Origin of the sequence: Lentimicrobium sp. L6 (assembly GCF_013166655.1) — a bacterium.
Classification (GTDB): domain Bacteria; phylum Bacteroidota; class Bacteroidia; order Bacteroidales; family UBA12170; genus UBA12170.
The window spans coordinates 37,898-56,856 of sequence record NZ_JABKCA010000020.1 but is presented as its reverse complement, the minus strand read 5'-3'; the positions used below and the strand labels follow the sequence as shown (position 1 = coordinate 56,856).

General features: G+C 35.6%; 12 protein-coding genes. 4 read left to right on the top strand and 8 right to left on the bottom strand.

What is annotated here, in order from left to right:
* Nucleotides 1-732, bottom strand: coding sequence for an outer membrane beta-barrel protein (locus HNS38_RS07060; protein ID WP_172278785.1), 732 nt, complete (start codon nucleotides 730-732; stop codon nucleotides 1-3).
* Nucleotides 733-1,113: 381 nt separating this feature from the next.
* On the opposite strand from HNS38_RS07060, the gene HNS38_RS07055 reads away from it, so the two are divergent.
* From HNS38_RS07055 to metK, 4 genes are all read left to right on the top strand, one after another.
* On the top strand, nucleotides 1,114-1,839 hold the full coding sequence (locus HNS38_RS07055) for an acyl-[acyl-carrier-protein] thioesterase (RefSeq protein WP_172278787.1): 726 nt from the start codon (nucleotides 1,114-1,116) through the stop codon (nucleotides 1,837-1,839).
* A gap of 242 nt (nucleotides 1,840-2,081) precedes the next feature.
* The gene (locus tag HNS38_RS07050) at nucleotides 2,082-4,625 is read left to right on the top strand and encodes a glycosyltransferase (RefSeq protein ID WP_172346194.1); all 2,544 of its coding nucleotides are present in this window, start codon (nucleotides 2,082-2,084) and stop codon (nucleotides 4,623-4,625) included.
* 2 nt (nucleotides 4,626-4,627) lie between these two features.
* A complete protein-coding gene (locus HNS38_RS07045) occupies nucleotides 4,628-6,247 on the top strand; it encodes an alpha-glucosidase (RefSeq protein WP_172278791.1) in 1,620 nt (539 codons plus the stop codon).
* A 247-nt stretch (nucleotides 6,248-6,494) separates the two neighbouring features.
* Nucleotides 6,495-7,748, top strand: coding sequence for a methionine adenosyltransferase (gene metK, locus HNS38_RS07040; RefSeq protein ID WP_172278793.1), 1,254 nt, complete (start codon nucleotides 6,495-6,497; stop codon nucleotides 7,746-7,748).
* 258 nt (nucleotides 7,749-8,006) lie between these two features.
* Here metK and HNS38_RS07035 read toward each other — a convergent pair whose 3' ends face one another.
* From HNS38_RS07035 to uvrA, 7 genes are all read right to left on the bottom strand, one after another.
* A complete protein-coding gene (locus tag HNS38_RS07035) occupies nucleotides 8,007-10,043 on the bottom strand; it encodes a TonB-dependent siderophore receptor (RefSeq protein ID WP_172346193.1) in 2,037 nt (678 codons plus the stop codon).
* Between the two features lie 100 nt (nucleotides 10,044-10,143).
* Nucleotides 10,144-10,608 carry a desulfoferrodoxin family protein gene (locus tag HNS38_RS07030; protein ID WP_172278797.1) on the bottom strand — a complete coding sequence of 155 codons (465 nt, stop codon included), beginning with the start codon at nucleotides 10,606-10,608 and terminating at the stop codon, nucleotides 10,144-10,146.
* Nucleotides 10,609-10,716: 108 nt separating this feature from the next.
* Nucleotides 10,717-11,307: a hypothetical protein gene (locus HNS38_RS07025; protein ID WP_172278799.1), complete on the bottom strand. Its 591-nt coding sequence runs from the start codon at nucleotides 11,305-11,307 to the stop codon at nucleotides 10,717-10,719.
* A gap of 74 nt (nucleotides 11,308-11,381) precedes the next feature.
* Nucleotides 11,382-12,467, bottom strand: a complete 1,086-nt coding sequence (mltG, locus tag HNS38_RS07020) for an endolytic transglycosylase MltG (RefSeq protein WP_216663655.1) — start codon at nucleotides 12,465-12,467, stop codon at nucleotides 11,382-11,384.
* 4 nt (nucleotides 12,468-12,471) lie between these two features.
* A complete protein-coding gene (locus HNS38_RS07015) occupies nucleotides 12,472-12,993 on the bottom strand; it encodes a GNAT family N-acetyltransferase (RefSeq protein WP_172278803.1) in 522 nt (173 codons plus the stop codon).
* 1 nt (nucleotide 12,994) lies between these two features.
* The gene (dapF, locus tag HNS38_RS07010) at nucleotides 12,995-13,789 is read right to left on the bottom strand and encodes a diaminopimelate epimerase (protein ID WP_172346192.1); all 795 of its coding nucleotides are present in this window, start codon (nucleotides 13,787-13,789) and stop codon (nucleotides 12,995-12,997) included.
* A 70-nt stretch (nucleotides 13,790-13,859) separates the two neighbouring features.
* Nucleotides 13,860-18,785, bottom strand: a complete 4,926-nt coding sequence (gene uvrA / locus HNS38_RS07005) for an excinuclease ABC subunit UvrA (protein ID WP_172278807.1) — start codon at nucleotides 18,783-18,785, stop codon at nucleotides 13,860-13,862.
* Between the last annotated feature and the right edge of the window lie 174 nt (nucleotides 18,786-18,959).

Here is an 18,959-nt window from a genome sequence, read left to right as displayed (position 1 = left end):
TTATCTTCTTCTTCGACCAAAAGCAGATGAGCCTTTTGTGTCTGCAAAGCCAAATCGATATCTCAGCCCAGCTTTCAAATACATGAAATTATCTTTCCCACCATCAGTGGTGAGATCCAATTCGTCCGACATTCCATAATGGTAATCTAGTTCAACTAATATATCTATTTGGTTAAATATCTCATAGGAGACACCAAGCCCAATATTAAATTCTAAAGTTGAAACTTTAGTGGCGTAGTTGAGGCTGTCGATAGGGGTTCCGTATCCTTCTTCTTCTATACTATAAAGAATAGGCTTTGTGCTTGCTAAGCCAACTCCTACAATTCCATATACAGAGAATATTGGGATATAATCTGTATCGCCAAATATGCTAGAGAAATTGATTAAGAATTGACCACCATAATTTGTAAGGCTAGCATCATATCTTATTCCTCTTTCATTATTAGTGGCTTTGAATCCTCCAGAAGTGAAATAGGCTCTTGCTGAAAGGTATTTGTTAAAGCTTTTTCCAGCAGTTATACCAAATGCAAATTTACTTTCCTCTTTTATTTTTAAGATGGGATCATAATTGAATACTCCAAGGGTGCCATAAAAACTTGTAACACCTGTGTTTACATCTATAAACCAGCTGTTTTCGTTTCTTGAGTTATCTTGGCGAAATTTCATTTGTGCATTGGAACTGATGTATATTCCAAGTAAAAACAGAGCCAGTAAGCTATATTTAATTTTCATCAATTGTATAAATTATATAAAAAATCCCCTTGGGGCAAAAGTAAAAGATTTCTTGATATATCGTTTCTATTAATGTGTAATAATAAAAGATTGGCTGATATTCAACACAGACTTCTGAAGAGCTATTGGGATAACTAGAGGAAATTTGAGGAAGATAGTGAGCTAAGTATAGAAATCCACTTGTGGAAAAGCCAATAATATGTCATTTTTCAACTAAAAACAATTTGATATCGCCTGGTATATCTTCTTGAATTTCAGATTGAACCTAATGTGTTTTTTGCTTTATATGGAAGCTATTTATTAATTGACCTCAGGTTTTTAGGAATATATTTGAGCAAATATATATTACTGTACTTTTGAATTCATTAAAAAATATCACTTATGCAAAGAGATACAGTTGGGGTATATCCCTACAGAATTAAATCTTATGAATCTGATTTTAATGGCAAAATGTCATTAAATGCAAGTTTTTTATTTCTCCAAGAAAGTGCTTGGCAAAATGCCTTAGAAAATGGTTTTGGATACGAATATCTAGAAAAAGAAAATGCCATATGGGTATTGACAAGGGTTTTGATTCAAATTGATAAATGGCCCTCTTGGAAAGATGAAGTAATAGTAAAGACTTGGCCTCGAATTGCTGAAGGTTTATTTGCTTTGCGTGATTATCAGATCTTATTGGGGGAGCGTGTTGTGGCTAAGATTGCTAGTTCATGGTTGGTTTTAGATAAAGATACTAAGCGTCCTCGTAGAATAAGTGATTTTGACTTTGGAAGGCAGGATTTTCTAAAAGCTCAGGCCATTGATAAACCACTTAGGAAACTTGGTTTATCTATGCTAATGACAAAAGTAGACCATAGAAAAGTATATTCCAGCGATCTAGATATTAATAAACATGTTAATAATGCCACCTATGTTAAATGGATAATGGATGCCTATTTTAGTGCGGAATCAGAATATTTAAAAGAGTTCGAAATTAATTTTATAGGAGAGTTGGTTTTAAATGATGAATTCGGAATTTTTGAGGGCCAAATAGAAGGGGAGTATTTTTATCAAATTAAAAGTATAAAGGATAAAGAAATCTGCAGGGCTCGTATTCGTATAAAATAAATATGAAGCTCTAAAAAAGTTAGTTTTAAATCTGCAGGTTTTTCTCTAATGTTTTAACTTAGCTCTAACATTGAGTTTACCTACTTTTTTCTAAATCCACCTAATCTTGCTTTATCAAAAAAGCAAAGATGAAAAGGACTTCAAATTATTCTATATTTCAATCCCAACTTCAAAAAGGGCTTGAAGATTTTACCGCAAAATAATTCCAATTTGCAGGCTCTTCAGAAATTATAAAACTCGATATGCACTGTCACGACTATAACAGTGATAAGCCAGATGAGATATTGGGGCGGATTTTAAATGTTTCTGAAACTTGGTTAGAGTCGGAAACCCTCCTCCAATCATTAAAAAAGCATGGCTGCAATGCTTTTACCATCACCAATCATAATAATGCGCGTTCTTGTTGGGAGATGCAGGATAAAGGATTTGATGTTTTATCTGCTGCAGAATTTTCATGTCATGTCCCCGATTTTAATGTTGGTATTCATGTTTTAGCCTATGGTTTTACCCCCCGTGAAGAACAGGTATTACTCAAATTAAGGCGAAATATTTATCATTTTCAAGAATATGCACTGCAGCAAAATATTCCCACGGTTTGGGCGCATCCATTATATTTTTATGCTCCAAAAGGCTTGCCTTCCATAGATTTTTTTAATAAAATGCTATTGGTTTTTGAACGATTTGAGGTGTTGAACGGGCAAAGAGATACCTGGCAAAATATGTTAAGTCTAGAATGGTTGAAAACTTTTGATGAGGAAAAAATGATTCACTATGCCAAGAAATATGATGTTCAACCCCATGATTATTGTTTTAAACCTTTAGAGAAAAGCTATACAGGTGGCTCTGATAGCCATATGGGTATTTTTGCAGGATTAACAGGTACTCAGTTATATATTCCTAACTTGGCTGTTAGGAAGCTTGATGAGTCCATGTCTTCATTGGCATTAGAAGCCATTATAAATGGAGATATGATCCCTTTTGGGGCTAATAATAGCAGTGAAAAGATGGCCATAGCTTTTCTTGATTATGTTTGTCAAATAGCCATTCATCATAAAGATCCTGGTTTGTTTAGGATTCTTTTACATAAAGGAACAATGGCAGATAAATCCATAGCGCTTTTGGTGACGAATGCTTTTGGTGAGATTCGTAGACATAAAGTAACCATGAATTTTATAGAGTTGTTTCACAAGAGTTTTTTAGGGAAAGTGCCGAGCAAAACTAAAAAGTGGTTTATTCCATCAGTTTATAAGCCTGTCTTTGATGATGCTAAAAAGATAGCGGATACTTTTAATCATAGGCCGACTGATATGGTGAAGGATTATGATGAAGCCATTAGTTCGATTAGTAATCAATTAAATCTTGTTTTGGCGCAGCGATTTGGGCTTAAGATGCAAGAAATGTTGAAGGATGGGCAATTGCAAAAACTGAAATTGAGTACCATCATCGAGAAGCTTGAGCTGCCTTCTGAACTCAGGGTATATTTGGATGAAAATATAAAATCTAAAAATAAGAGGATTCATAAACCAGACATAGGGAAGTTTTTAGATGGTTTGAATTTTCCATTTTTGGCCTCCTCATTAATACTTTCGGCTCATTTTACTTCCGCTAAAGTATTGTATAGTAATAGACCTCTGTTGAATAGTATTTCTGAAATCACTGGAAAATATAAACATCCAAAGCGTATGTTATGGATGACCGATACCTTTAACGATCAGAACGGGGTATCCATGGTTTTGAAATCGGTTTTGCAGGTCATTAAAGAAAGAAATTTGCCTATTGATATTTTAATAGCGAGTTATAAAATAAAACCAGAGGAGCATTTGAAAGTGATTAAACCTATTTCGGAATTTGATATTCCCAATTATAGTTCACAATCCATAAGGATACCTAATTTCTTAGAAATACATCGTTTGTTTCAAGATGGAGACTATGACCGCTTAATGTGCTCAACAGAAGGGCCAATGGGTTTGGCTGCTTTATATTTGAAACATGCTTTTTCAGTGAAATCATTTTTTTATTTGCATACTGACTGGATGATGTTTGCCAAAAAGGTTCTTAAATTCGATCGGCCAGCCTCGAGTCGATTGAGAAGAATACTTCGGACTTATTATAGCAATTTCGATGGTTTGTTTGTGTTGAACAAGGATCAGAAGAAGTGGTTGAGTAATAAACAAATGAACCTAAAAAGTAAACACCTGCATCTTACCGCTCATTGGGTTGATGAAGCTTTTAAGCCTCAAAAGGTGAAAAAAGAGGAGGTCTTTGGAATTGCAAGTGATGTGCCCGTGTTGTTGTATGCAGGACGTGTAAGTAGAGAGAAAGGAGTAGACGAGCTTGTCGAGATATTTACGCAGGCTAAAAAGGATATTCCGAAATTAAGACTTCTCGTAATCGGAACTGGGCCTTTTGAAGAAGAAATGAAAGAAAAACTACCCGATGAATTATTTTTTGGATGGGTGGAGCGCCATGAATTACCTAGATATTATTCCGCTGCAGATCTTCTTGTTTTGCCAAGTAAGTTCGATACTTTTAGCATGGTAGTTCTTGAGTCTATTTCTTGTGGATTACCTGTTGTAGCATATGATTCAAAAGGCCCTAAGGATATTTTATCTGGAACAGAGGCAGGGTTTCTTGTCAAAAGAAAATTAGAAATGAGTGGGCAGATTGCAAGCTATTTTCAAGATGAAAGCTTAAGAAGTAAAATGATAAAAGCGGCGGTTTTGCGTTCTCAAGACTATTCTTCAAAATTAATTATGGACGACTTGCTTAAAGTGGTAGAGCTCTAAAAATGAAAGAAAATCAAGTTAAGAGGGATTTTATTTGGTGGAAACATGGAGTTATTTATCATATATATCCACGTAGCTTTTATGATACCAATAATGATGGTATTGGGGATTTGCAAGGAGTGATAGAAAAAATCCCTTACCTTAAAGAGCTTGGCGTCGATGCTATTTGGCTTTCTCCTGTTTATCCATCACCATTTAAAGATTCAGGCTATGATATTTCAGATTATACTTCTATTGATAGTAGCTATGGTGATTTGGCTGACTTTAGACTTCTGTTGAATAAAGCTCATGCATCAGGTATAAAAATTATTATGGATTTGGTGATGAACCATACTTCTGATCAACATCCATGGTTTTTGGAATCTTCATCTTCTATTGATAATCCTAAAAGAGATTGGTATATCTGGGGGAAGCCAAAGGATGGTCAGGTTCCGAATAATTGGAAGTCGGTATTTGGTAAAAGTGCTTGGCAGTATGAAGAGCAAACTCAGTCTTATTATTTGCATAGTTTTTTTAAGGAGCAACCAGATTTGAATTGGAGGAAAAAGGCAATGAGGGAGCAGTATTTTAAAGAGATTGAATTTTGGCTGAATTTGGGTGTAGATGGTTTTAGGCTCGATGTGATCAATATGATAGGTAAGGATAGAAAGCTTAGAGATAATCCATCTTTATTACGTTTTCTCTTAACTGATTCTCATTGGTTTAATAGAAATAGGCCTAGATCCTATAAAATTGTAAGGAAATTGCGAAAATTAGTCGATTCTTATCCTGATAAGGTTTTGATTGGGGAGGTTTTTAATCCACCACCTGGGGATGCTAAACTAGTAGCTTCTTATCTTGGAAATGGTAAAGATAGCTTACATATGGCTTTTGATTTTTCCTTGTTCTTTAAGCGCTGGGATGCTAAAAAATTCTATAAGAGCATTGCGAAATTGCAGAAGGAAATACCTGTAAAAGCTTGGCCCTGTTTTGTGCTTTCTAATCATGATTTGAGTAGGGGGATGAATAGATTTGGTAAACATAAATATGAAAAAGCCAAAATTGCTGCATTGCTTCTGTTGACCATAAGAGGAACTCCCTTTATTTATTATGGCGAAGAAATTGGAATGTCTAATATCAAATTAAAAAGGAATACCATAGTAGATCCTTTGGGGTTAAAATATTGGCCTTTTTATAAAGGCCGAGATCGGTCTCGTTCACCTATGCAGTGGAATGCCTCTAAAAATGCGGGATTTAGTTATCATGAACCTTGGTTGCCCATAAATGATAATCATGCCTTTATTAATGTTGAAGATCAGAAAAATGAGCCTGATTCAATATTGAATTTATATAAAAGTTTGATCAGCTTGAGAAAGCAGTATAAGAGTCTTCAAAAGGGAAAGTGGCAAACCATTTTAAAAGGTGATGACCAGCTATTGGCTTATTATCGTTCTTATAAAAAGGAGAAGCTTTTAATTGTTCTAAACTTTTCGGCTAAAACTAAAAATATGGAACTTCCCAAAGGTAAATTTGAATTGATTTTCAGTATAGCGCCTCGATATTCAGATTTAAACAATGAAAACCGATTTTTTGAAATCATTCCATACTCAGGGCTAATTTTTAAGAAAGAAATGAATCGATAATGGCATAATGAATTTGGTAATTTTGTTATCATTTTCCAAATTAGCTCTAAATAGGGCCGTTTTATATAAAAGGGTAGAATTTCATGATAAATTATCTCTAATTTTATTTATCTTTGCCCTCGAAATGAGTGGAAAGATTTGATTTGCTTGCAACCACATTAAAAAAATGCTAAAACAATAATGTCTTTACATTTCCTTGCAAGCGTCTTTCCCGTAAATATTTAAAAAATTATAAAATATAAATAAAATGGGATATTTATTCACATCCGAATCTGTTTCCGAAGGTCATCCAGACAAAGTTTCTGATCAGATTTCTGACGCATTATTAGATGCTTTTATCGCTTATGACGCTGATTCTAAAGTTGCCATCGAGACTCTTGTTACTACTGGTCAAGTAGTTTTAGCAGGAGAAGTTAAATCTAATACCTATGTTGATGTTCAGCAGGTGGCACGTGAAGTCATTAATAAAATAGGATATACCAAGAGCGAATATATGTTCGATGGTAATTCTTGCGGTGTTTTATCGGCTATTCATGAACAATCGGATGATATTAACCGTGGAGTAGATAAGGTAAATAAAGAAGACCAAGGTGCTGGTGACCAAGGAATGATGTTTGGTTATGCTTGTAAAGATACTGATTCTTACATGCCTTTAGCATTAGAGATTTCGCATATTCTTCTTTATGAAATGGCTGCTATTCGTCGTGAAGGTAAAGAAATGACTTACTTACGTCCTGATAGCAAGAGTCAGGTAACTGTAGAGTATGGTGATGATAACCAACCTGTCAGAATTGATACTATCGTTGTTTCAACTCAGCATGATGAATTTGATGATGATGAGCCTATGGTTCAAAAAATTAAAGAGGATGTTATTAATATTTTAGTGCCTCGTGTAAAAGCTTTATTGCCTGAAAAAATACAATCATTATTCAATGAAGAAATCATATATCATGTAAATCCTACAGGAAAGTTCGTGATAGGTGGTCCCCATGGTGATACTGGTTTGACAGGCCGTAAGATTATTGTTGACACCTATGGTGGTAAAGGTGCTCATGGTGGTGGAGCTTTCTCTGGTAAGGATCCTAGTAAAGTAGACAGGTCTGCGGCTTATGCTTCTCGTCATATTGCAAAAAACATGGTGGCAGCAGGAATAGCTAATGAAGTATTAGTACAGTTGAGTTATGCTATTGGAGTCGCGCAACCGGTTGGTGTTTATGTAAATACTTATGGAAGTTCTCAGGTAGAATTGTCTGATGGTGAAATTGCAAAAATGATTCAAGAAGTATTTGACCTTCGTCCAGCTTTTATTGAAGATAGGTTAAAACTTAGAAACCCAATTTATGCTGAAACAGCATCTTATGGTCATATGGGAAGAACTCCAAAAACTGTGAAGAAAAAATTCCATAGTCCTTATCAAGGTGATAAAGAAGTAGAAGTAGAATTGTTTACCTGGGAGAAATTAGACTATGTTGATGTATTAAAAACAGCATTTGGTTTATAATCTATGCAAAATTTAGATATTGAAAGCCTGGCGGATGTCAGGCTTTCTTTTTAGGTTTGGATCAATTTATCATATTGGCTGACTATGCTTATTATACCAATTAAATATCAAACTTACTCAATTGTTCTAGGGTATAACTTATTTTAGGTCATATATACAGATTTCATTAGATCGCTTTTGTTAAACTTGATATTTTTTTTAAAAAAGTGGTGCCCATTTAAATAGGCACCACTGAAATTGAAATTAAAACCAATCTTTTTAAAGCTCAAGTTTATACTTTATACCTCCAAGCATCCAAAGCCCAGGCTGAGCCACACCAAACTCTACAACTTTAACATCGTTTATATTGTTGGCTTCTGCAAAAAACTCCATGGATTTGTATTTATAGCTCAATTTAGCATTGATAGACCAATAATCTTCATAAGGATGGTCTTCGTACGTAGACTCCTCAAAATTATAAGTTTGATAAGAGCCTAATCTATCTTTATAGGAAGATGCAATCTGAAGATTTAGATTCTTAATCAATTTAAACTGAAAGACCAGATTAAACTGATGGCGAAGATTATTCAAGGCATATTTGCTCTGAAGGTCTATATCTTCTTTTTTCATATCCAAATAGGTGTAGTCTAAGTTCATCTGCTTCCAAAACTTCACATTCCACAATACATCGGGTTGTATTCTTGTGGCCAATTCTATACCATTGGTGGTAAGGTCTGTGATGTTTTCTGTTCTCCAAATGGTGTCATGCCATACCCAATCAATGATATCGTTTCCATAACGGCGGAATACTGCTGCTTGAATCTGATATCCTTCTTTTTGGTATTCAGTACCCATTTCTAAAGTGAATGATTTCTCTGGATTTAATTCTGTATTACCCATATTAGCAGGTCCAGAATAGAATAAATCAGTGAATGTAGGAAGTCTCATGGCATGATTAGCGGAGGCTATTAATTTGAGTTCTGGATTCAGTTGATAGCTTATGTCTAAACCAGGATAAACGGAGATATCTTGGTCTTTAGTGGAATACCAGTGGGCCAGTAATCCAAGTGAAATCTGCCACTTTTTACCCAATTCTTTAGATTGTTCCACATATAAACCTGCATGGTCGCGCTCAAAAGAATATTTAAACTCTTGGTCTTTTGCCCAGCTGATATTTTCTGGCTCGTCCAGCTTTTCTCCCATACTCGAACTCAACAAATGCTCTCTTTTGATATTTAATCCCACCGAAGTTTTTCCCAATTTAGAATAGAATATCATTTTTACCCTTCCTCCGTAAACATCTGTTTGGTGGAAGTTCTGATAGAGCTCTGGCTTCTCTCTGGTGAGTTGCCAATTGTCTCTATGCTGACGATAATAGGGGAGCACAGAAAGCCTCAACTTGTTGCCAAAATGAAACCCAAGTGCTGCATTTCTGCTCTGGTTGCTTTCGTACTGCAAAGGATATTTGGGAGAGTAAAAAGAGTTGGCTCCAAAGTCCTTCTGCATAAATCCCAGTTGGGCATCCATCAATAGGGCTTTCAATTGTAGACTTGACTGTAAAAAAGCATTATAGCTTTTAAAGTCGGTATTTTCCATATAACCATCACTGGCTTTCTGGTCGTAGGAAACTCGTGTTTTCCAGTTTTTCACTTGGAAGTTTCCCGTAGCTCCATAATGATATAAACCATTTTGTCCACCCATCAACCTGGCCGATAGATGGTTTCCTTCTTCAGCTTTGGTAATAATGTTGATGGCACCACTAAAGGCATTGGGTCCGAAAACTCGAGCACCAGGGCCTTTCAGCACTTCTACTTTTTGAATATCGGAAATATCAACCGGGATATTCAAATTAAAATGACCAGTTTGGGGGTCAGAAACGGGAATTCCGTTGATTAACACTAAAACTTGATCGAATGAGCCACCTCTGATGCTCACATCTGCTTGTACTCCTTGGCCTCCTCTTTGGCGGATGTCTACCGACTGTACAAAAGAGAGAAGCTCTGCCAAATCGCTGACGGGCGCCGACTCAATCTCTTGTTTAGTGATGGTAGTAATCATCCTTCCATGTTGCGAGAAAACCAGAGGTTCTGCTTGTGCGGTCACTTCTAATTCTTCCAACTCCACATCTTCACCTGGAATAGCCAAGGTGGCGCTTTGTGCTACAACAGCACTAGCAGCCAGTGTCAAAATGCTGAAAGTAAGCTCCAATCTTCCGATTTTCACTACGCTTTTCAAACTATTAAACACTGCATAGGCTTTTCGACTCCATTGACGGAAATGAATAGAACGAGGACCACTAAAACTTCTAGATTTCATAATGAAATATTTTAATGATTATTAAGCCGGCAAAAGTAGTCTAATTTCAAAAAATGAGAAGTTTTTTGAGAAAAATAATGAGTTTTTTTAAAATTGTATCTTAACCTAATTTCTCAGCATGTTCCCATATGCCATGAAGATTACAGCCAGCTTCTACTTTTACAATATCTCCTGATTGTAGTTTTAGGTAATGCTCACCATATCCTCTTATAGGGCCATTTTCTAAAACTAGATTAGAGACCAATTTGTCATTTTTATATATAGTCAGGTAATCTATCCAATGGTTTTCTTCGGTAGGATGTATGATACCACCTTGCCCAATGGTGATGATAACTTTTGTAAATCCTTTTGAGTCTTGTTCTCCAAAAGTAATTTGAGGAGTGTGTTTAAGTTCATGTGGAGTAGGGTTTTTAGGATCGGCAAAACTCATTTTCATGCGATTGATAATAAGCTTCTCTTGCTTTTGTTCTTGAGCTTGGGCTGAAGAAGAATTTAAAAGAGCTCCTCCGACTAATATGCCAGCACTTGCTGCACTTATTTTCTTAAATAAATCTCTACGTTTCATTCTTTATAGGTTTTTTGTGAGTAGCAAAGATAAAACATAAAAACAGGCTATAAAAAAAACCGTCCTTAACAGAATGTTAAAGACGGTTTTTGAATAGTTGATGCTCAACTATAGGTATTTTTTCTTTAAAAGCTTACCGAATTGTTGAGCAGCCGTAAAATAGGCATCACCAACTCTAAGCCCTGTATCTGGAGCTGCAGCTCCAGGAGCTTTAGTAATTTTCACTACAGCAAGGGCCTCATCAGTAGCATCTGTTTTTACAAAAGTGATTTCTAGGTCGATGGCAGATTTTTTGTTCTGAAATCCCATAAAGAAACCAGGCTCTGTAAAAGTAGTTTTTACTATCATGGTGTATTCATAATCAGAATCGTCTTGTGCTACAAAAAGGTCACCAGCATACTTTTCCATTCCTTCCATAAACATGGGCTCATAATGGTCTTCTCTATCTGCAAAATAAGAATCTTTCCATGCTTCTCCAGCACCTTCTTCTTTTTCCTCAGCATCAGCCATTTTCTTCTCAATATATTTATCTTGAGTAGTTTTGCCAAATTTCATATCCTCTGGATATTCGAAAGTAACATTCAGTTCTGCTAAGTCTTTCATAAAACCCATATCACCACTAACGATTTTAATTTTTTGTGCTTGAGTGAACCCGATCATCATAAATGATGCGATGAATACTAGAATAATTTTTTTCATAAGATTTTGATTGTGTTAATATTAATACGCAAATGTATAAAATGATTTGAGAGATTAATAATTTAGATTATAATTTATTTGAATATTTTTTCTTTGTTTAAAAACTCACGATAAGCATTGGCATTATTAATATGTTGTTTGCTGTTTTTTGCAAAGTTATGATAGCCAGAATAGTCAGGCTTGGCACAGAAAAAGAAGTAGCTATGCTCTTCAGCATTTAGTACTGCATTTATCGATGAAATACTAGGGATGCATATGGGGCCAGGTGGAAGGCCTGTATACTTATAGGTATTATAAGGTGAGTCAATTTCTTTATATACATTTAGAACTCTTTTAATATTGAAATCCCCTAATGCATATATAAGAGTAGGGTCTGCTTGTAGCCTCCAACCACTTTCAATTCTGTTTATATAAACCCCAGCAACCCTTGCTTTCTCGTCGTTCTTTTGGGTCTCTTTTTCCACAATACTTGCTAAAATACTTACTTCTATAGGGTTTAGGTTTTTGTCATTAGCTTTAGTCACTCTTTCTTCTGTCCAAAATTGCTTATACTCAAAGCTCATTCTGTTTAAAAACTCATCAGTGGTGGTATTCCAATAAACAAAATAGGTGTTGGGCAAAAACATGCTTTTTACGGTTTCAGTACTAAAGCCAACAGAATTACAATAAACAGAATCGTTTAATTTTTCAAGAAGTAAATCTTCGTCGATATTAATTTGCTCGGCAATTCTTTTTGATAAATCCTCTTTTAATCTTATGTTGTTGAAAATGAGTTTTATGGGTTCTTGATTACCGCTTCGTAATAGGTTAATCAGTTCATTATTATTCATTCCATTTTTTATGGAATAGCGACCAGGTTTAATATTGTCAGCGTATTTCTTGTAATCAGCTAATAGCTCAAAATTATTGCGGTGGATGATGTTCCCGTTGGCATATAGTTGATTCTTAATGCTTTCAAAATCATCCTCATTATTAATATAGATGTATTGTTCTTTTTCTTCTTCGGTCCAAATATTAGGTGCCATCACTATTTGATAAGCCATATATGCAGCAATACCACCGATTATAATGATTCCAATAAGTAAAATGAATAAGACCATGCGGAATGGATTTTTCTTTTTCCTAGAATTACGGCGATAAGAACTATGATAATTAGACATAAATTTAGTTTTTCCTGATTAATTGCAATAAAATCTCGTCGTGATATTTACCTTCAATAAATACCCAATCCTGTTTTACTCCAATTTCGGAAAAATGTTTCTTTTTAAACAGATTTAGACTCTCGGTATTTGAACTTAAGATATTGCAATACAATTGATGCAGTTTCAATTGTTTAAATGCGTAGCCAATAATCAGTTCCAAAGCTTCACTGGCCCAACCTTTTTGTCTATATTTCTCATCAATTAAAATCCCCAAACCAGCCCGCTCATTATGGGCATCAAAATCAAATATATCCACACAGCCTAATACTTCATCATTTTCTTTATTAGTGATCATGAAACGAAATTGTTTGTCAGCATAGATATCGTGATTTCCTTGTAGAATAAATTGCTCTATATCGAATCGAGAAAAGGGGAGGATAGTATTGCTTAAATACCAAAATTCAGATTGGTTTTCCCAATCAAACAAAATTTCTAAGTCGCTAAGCTCTGGAGCTCGTAAAGCTATTTTATGGTTTTCTATCATATTAAAAAGGGATATTTATATGGCCTTCGTATACAAATACTGCAGGACCTGTAAGATAGATAGAATGAAAAAAATTACCATCCTCTGTTTCAAATTTTACATTTAATTGGCCACCCAATACTTTGATATTGAAATTTTTATAAATCAAATTTTGGCGAATTGAAGAAGCGATAGCTGCAGCTGTTACGCCAGTTCCGCAAGCTAAGGTCTCATTCTCAACACCTCTTTCATAGGTTCTTACATAAAGCTGATTCTTTTTTTGCTCTACGAAATTTACATTAATACCTTCTTCTTGATAAGCATCGGAATAGCGAATAGCTTTCCCTTCTTCAACCACATCTAGTTTTTCCACTTCTTCGCGAAAATCGAGATAATGAGGAGAGCCAGTATTGATTTCGAAGTTGTTGTTTAAAGATTTAGTCTCATGAACATCACTCATTTTTAGTTCGACGAGTTTTTCAGTGGGATGCTCTTTTAAAATTCTTCCTTCGTGATTTCCGTCAATGGCTATAAAGCGATATACCTCCTTTGTAATTCCCATATCATAAGCAAATGCGAGCATGCATCGACCACCATTTCCACACATACTGCCTTCTTTGCCATCGCTGTTATAATACTTCATTCTGAAATCAGAATCCTCCGAATTTAAAAGCATCATTAATCCATCAGCTCCTATACCTTTGTGTCTATCACATATAAACGCAATTTGCTCAGTTGTTAGTGAAAAGGAGTTTTTTGTCATATTAATAATGACAAAATCGTTACCGGTTCCGTGATATTTGTAAAAGTGAATCATTTGCCAAATTTAGTAAATAATACAAATAGATAAGTCTTAGTAAATCACTATCATTTGTGGATTTCTCAAATTAACATAATGCCATAGAAGTAAAAGACCCATCACAAGTCTTAAGTTCCTCTAATTTACCTGAAAAAATCAATTCTCCACCAGCATCTCCACCTTCTGGACCTAAATCGATAATCCAATCAGCTGCTTTAATAATATCTATATTATGCTCAACAATAATAAGAGAATGCCCTTCATCTACTAATTTTCTAAATACTTTTAAAAGTAGTTCCACATCTTGTATATGTAATCCTGTAGACGGTTCATCAAAGATAAAGAGGGTTTTGGAACTGCTTTGCTTGTTCAACTCATGGGCTAATTTCAACCTTTGGGTTTCGCCCCCCGATAGGGTAGAAGTGGCTTGTCCCAGCTGTATATATCCAAGTCCTACCTCCTCTAAAATGTTTAAAGCAGGAGCTGTTTTCTTTGCATGAGAAAAGAACTCTTTAGCTTCTGAAATACTCATTTTTAAAACCTCATCAATAGATTTCTCTTGGTGCTTCACCTCGAGAACTTCCTCTTTATACCTTTTACCATCACAGATTTCGCAAGTCACCCAAACATCGGAGAGGAAATCCATAGGGACTTTATTTTGTCCCATTCCCTTACAAGCGGGGCAGCTGCCATCTTTGCTATTAAAGGAAAAATGTGATTTCTTAAAGCCTTTTGCTTTGGCTTCTGACTCTTTGGCAAATATATCTCTGATGTCTTCAAAAATGCCAGTATAAGTGGCGCAATTACTTAGTGAAGATGTTCCAATGCTTTGCTGGTCCATGATGGATATGGAATTGATATTATCGAAGGAGATGGATTCACAATTTTCTGCTTTACCACTTTTATAGGATTTGGCAATCACAGTGAAAACCAATGAGGATTTCCCCGAACCTGAAACACCAGTAACCGCAACCATTCCTCCACTAGGGATTTTGAGATCGATATTTTTTAGATTATGAGCATGGGCCGCTTTAATTTGTATTCCAGTTTGGAGCTGTGCTTTTGATACTGGAATATTGATTTCTTGATGGAGATATTTTCCAGTGATAGAATCCTCAGAATTTTTAATTTTCTCTATATTTCCTTGAGTGATGATTTCGCCACCATTATTACCGGCTTTTGGACCTAAATCGATAATATGGTCTGCATTTTTAATCACTTCCATATCGTGTTCCACCATGATAATGGTATTACCGTTTTCTTTGAGTTGAGAGATGGTTTTTAGAAGTTTTTCAGTATCTCTAGAATGTAAGCCCACTGTTGGCTCATCTAAAACATAAGTTAAACCGCATAAGTCAGATACCAGCTGACTGGCAATCCTTAATCGTTGAGCTTCACCACCAGAAAGGCTTTGTATGGGGCGATCTATATTTAAATATCCCAATCCTAATTGCTGAAAAATATTGAACTTCTCATTTAATTGTGTAAAGATTTGTGCAGCGGCTATGTCTGATGATTTTGCTTGTTCTTTAAAATAATCTTGCGCTTTTTGGATATTCCAAGATGAAATATCTGAAATATTAAACCCTTTAAATTTAATGGACAGGGCTTTCTCTTTTAATCTTTTTCCATGGCATTTCGGGCATTTTATTTCACTCATGATAAACTCATAAATCTCACCTCTTTTGCCATCCTTTTTTATTTGGTAATCTTCGTTAAGCTCATTGATAAATCCATGCCAAGGTATTTGTAGCTGATGCGTTCCACTTCTATTTCCTCTTTTAAACTGCCATTCCACATAGAAAATTCGTTCTCCACATCCATAAAATGCTATTTCTTTGGCTTCCTCGGAAAGTTCTTGATAGGGAAGAGAAAAATCAATAGCTAATTCCTTTCCAACTTGAACTAAAGTGGGAACAAACTGACCATGGATATCTCCAAAGAATTTCCCTGGTTTATTTCCATCCATGGCGCCATTCAATAGTGATTTATCAGGAAAACTAATGAACTTTTGTGGGTCAGCAGTAATCATAATTCCCATTCCATTGCAATGTGGGCACGAAGATTCAGCTCTGTTAAAAGAAAAATCGGACATGGTTAAATTACCCTTTTCTCCTTTTTCATTTTCTCCAAAACGAGAAAATAATAAGCGGTATAAATCATAGATTTTGGTAGCGGTTCCTACAGTGGAACGAGGATTTTTCTGAAATCGATTCTGACGAAAAGCTATGGCAGGAGTGAGGCCAGAACATTGTTCTAAATCTGGCTTTTTTACTTTATTCATCATTCTTCGGGCATAGGAAGAAAGGTTTTCGGTAAAGCGGTTTCTGCTTTCTGAATAAATAGTATCGAAGGCCAAGGAACTCTTTCCGCTACCCGAAACTCCTGTGATGACGGTAGTTTGGTTTAGAGGAATCTCCACATCGATATTTTTCAAATTATGAGTATTCACGCCGTAAAAATGAATATTCTGTTGCTCAATGGCTGGACGAGAAGTTGGAGTTCCCCACTCTTTAGGCTCGTACTTCTTTTTCAACTCCTGTCCGGTAATGGATTCGGAGCATTTTATTAATCCTTTAGGACTTCCTTGAAATAATAGCCTTCCTCCGTTTTCTCCTCCTTCTGGGCCTAAATCTATAACTCTATCAGCCTGTTCTATAATATCCAAGTCGTGTTCTATGACGATAACCGTATTTCCTTGATTTACTATTTTCTGAAGAGCTTGAATCAAATAGCTAATGTCTTTTTTATGCAATCCCACCGAAGGTTCATCCAAAATATAAAGCACATGACCTTTCGAACTTTTATAGAGTTCCGAAGCCAGTTTTATTCTTTGCGCTTCGCCACCAGAAAGGGTGGTCGATGCTTGTCCGAGTTTCAAATAACCCACATCGAGTTGAATGAGTTGGTCGAGGATTCTAGTGATTTTACTATGCCCTTGAAAAAACTCAAAAGCTTCTTCTATGGAAATTTCCAATACCTCATATATGTTTTTTCCTTGATAAGTGACTTCTAAAGTTTCCTCCGAAAATCGCTTTCCATGACAATGCTCACATTCAATTTCCACATTTCCTAAGAAATGCATACCGAGCTGAATTCTACCAGCACCTTGGCAATGTTCGCATCTTCCTCCTTTATTATTAAAAGAGAATTGTCCTTTTTTATATGCTCTATTTTTCGATTCTTCTTGCTTAGAAAATAAATCTCTGATATGGTCGAATAAGTCAGTATAAGTTGCAGGATTACTTCTGGGAGTTCTTCCAATGGGAGATTGATCGATTTCAATTACTTTTTTGATTTCTTCAGAGGATTCTAGCTTACCAATTTCTGATTCTGTTTGCTTGTTACGCAACATATGGGCAAGAATTTGATTCACTAAGGTAGATTTCCCAGCACCAGAAACTCCAGTCACCACATTGAGTAGGCCTAATTGAAAATCAACATCTATATTCTTCAAATTGTTTTTGAGGAGTCCGGTGAGTTTGATTTCACCAATGCTTTTTCGGTTTTTGCTAGTAATAAAAGTAGAATGAGTAGTGGAAAGTGATTGAGCGGTTATACTTTTGGGATATTTCTCTGGGTTTTGAAGTAATTCTTGGGTTTCCCCTTGAAATAAAATTTCTCCACCATGAACTCCTGCTTTTGGTCCAATATCTATTAAATAATCAGCAGCCTTTATGGTTTCTTCATCGTGTTCCACCACGACTACGGTATTCCCATTGTCTCGTAAATCTCGTAAAACCTGAATCAATTTCTGATTGTCACGAGCATGTAAACCAATGGAAGGCTCATCTAAAATATATAGAATCCCCTGTAATCCTGTTCCTAGTTGAGAAGCCAATCGTATTCTTTGGGCTTCGCCACCCGAAAGACTTGCGGATTCTCTTTCCAAAGTGAGATAATTCAAACCCAATAATTCTAGATGATATAATCTCTTAAAAATAGGTTTGAGGATATGTTCGAGTACATCTTGTTGAATGTCTTCATGTTTCAAATTATCCAGAAATGATTTTAGGTCCGCTACGGTCATAGCACTTAAATCGCTGATGTTTTTTCCTAAAAGGTGTACATTTCGTGCTTCTTTTCTCAGTCTAGTACCCTCACAATCAGTGCAAGTAAAAGAGCTGGCAAATCGGAGAATATTATCATTTCTATCTCGTTTCAAGATTTCCTCCATAATAGGAAGCATGCCTTTATAAAAAGCTTCTTCACGAGGTTTTGCAGTAATTCCTTTCCATTTTAAACGAGATTCTAAGGAGTGTTTTCCAAATAGGATTTTCACTCTGTCGCTACCATACCAAATAATATTTTGTTGCTCTAAAGTCAACTGCTTCCAGGGGATGTCTACCGAAAAATCATGAGCTCTACAAACCTTATCCAGCTCATCTACTCTCACCTGAGAATAAACAATATAGCCAGTAGGAGTAGTGGGGACGAGTGCACCTTCTGTTAAGCTTTTTGTTTCATCAGCAATGAGTTTTTTTGGATCTATTTGCTCTGTTAGTCCTAAGCCTTTACAAGTAGGACAAGCTCCTGCACTGGAGTTAAAAGAAAAGAGTTTGGCCCGTATCTTAATATTTGAATAACCACAATTGGAGCAGATATTTTCCGCTTTGCTTTTCATTTCTGCGCCACAGTTTAGGCATTTTACTTCTCCTAAACGAGCAAATAGCAAGCGTAAATAATCATAAATACCAGATAAGGTGCCAACTGTAGAGCGAGGATTTGAAACTGCGGTTTTCTGGTGAATAGCCAAGGCTGCATGTAAACCTTTTATTTCCTCAACTTTTGGTTTCTCCATTTTGCCTATATACGACCTGGAATAGGAAGAAAATGATTCTAAAAACCTCCTCTGGCTTTCATTAAATATCACTTGGTAGGCTAAACTCGATTTCCCAGAACCCGATACCCCAGTAATTACGGTAAGAGAGTTATGAGGAATTTGAACATCAATATTTTTGAGATTGTGTTCTTCAGCATTTTTAATGATGAGCTTATTGTTCTTGGAATTCATCCTTTGATTTGTTTTGCGAAATAATCAGTACAAAAGTATGGTTTATGGGAGAAAGAGAAAGGGCAATTTTTTAGTTTTTCTAAATTTATAATATGTGGGAGGGGAATGAATAAAGGAATGATAGAATGTTAGAAAAAAATAACCATGTATAATGAAAATAAAATATTCAATATA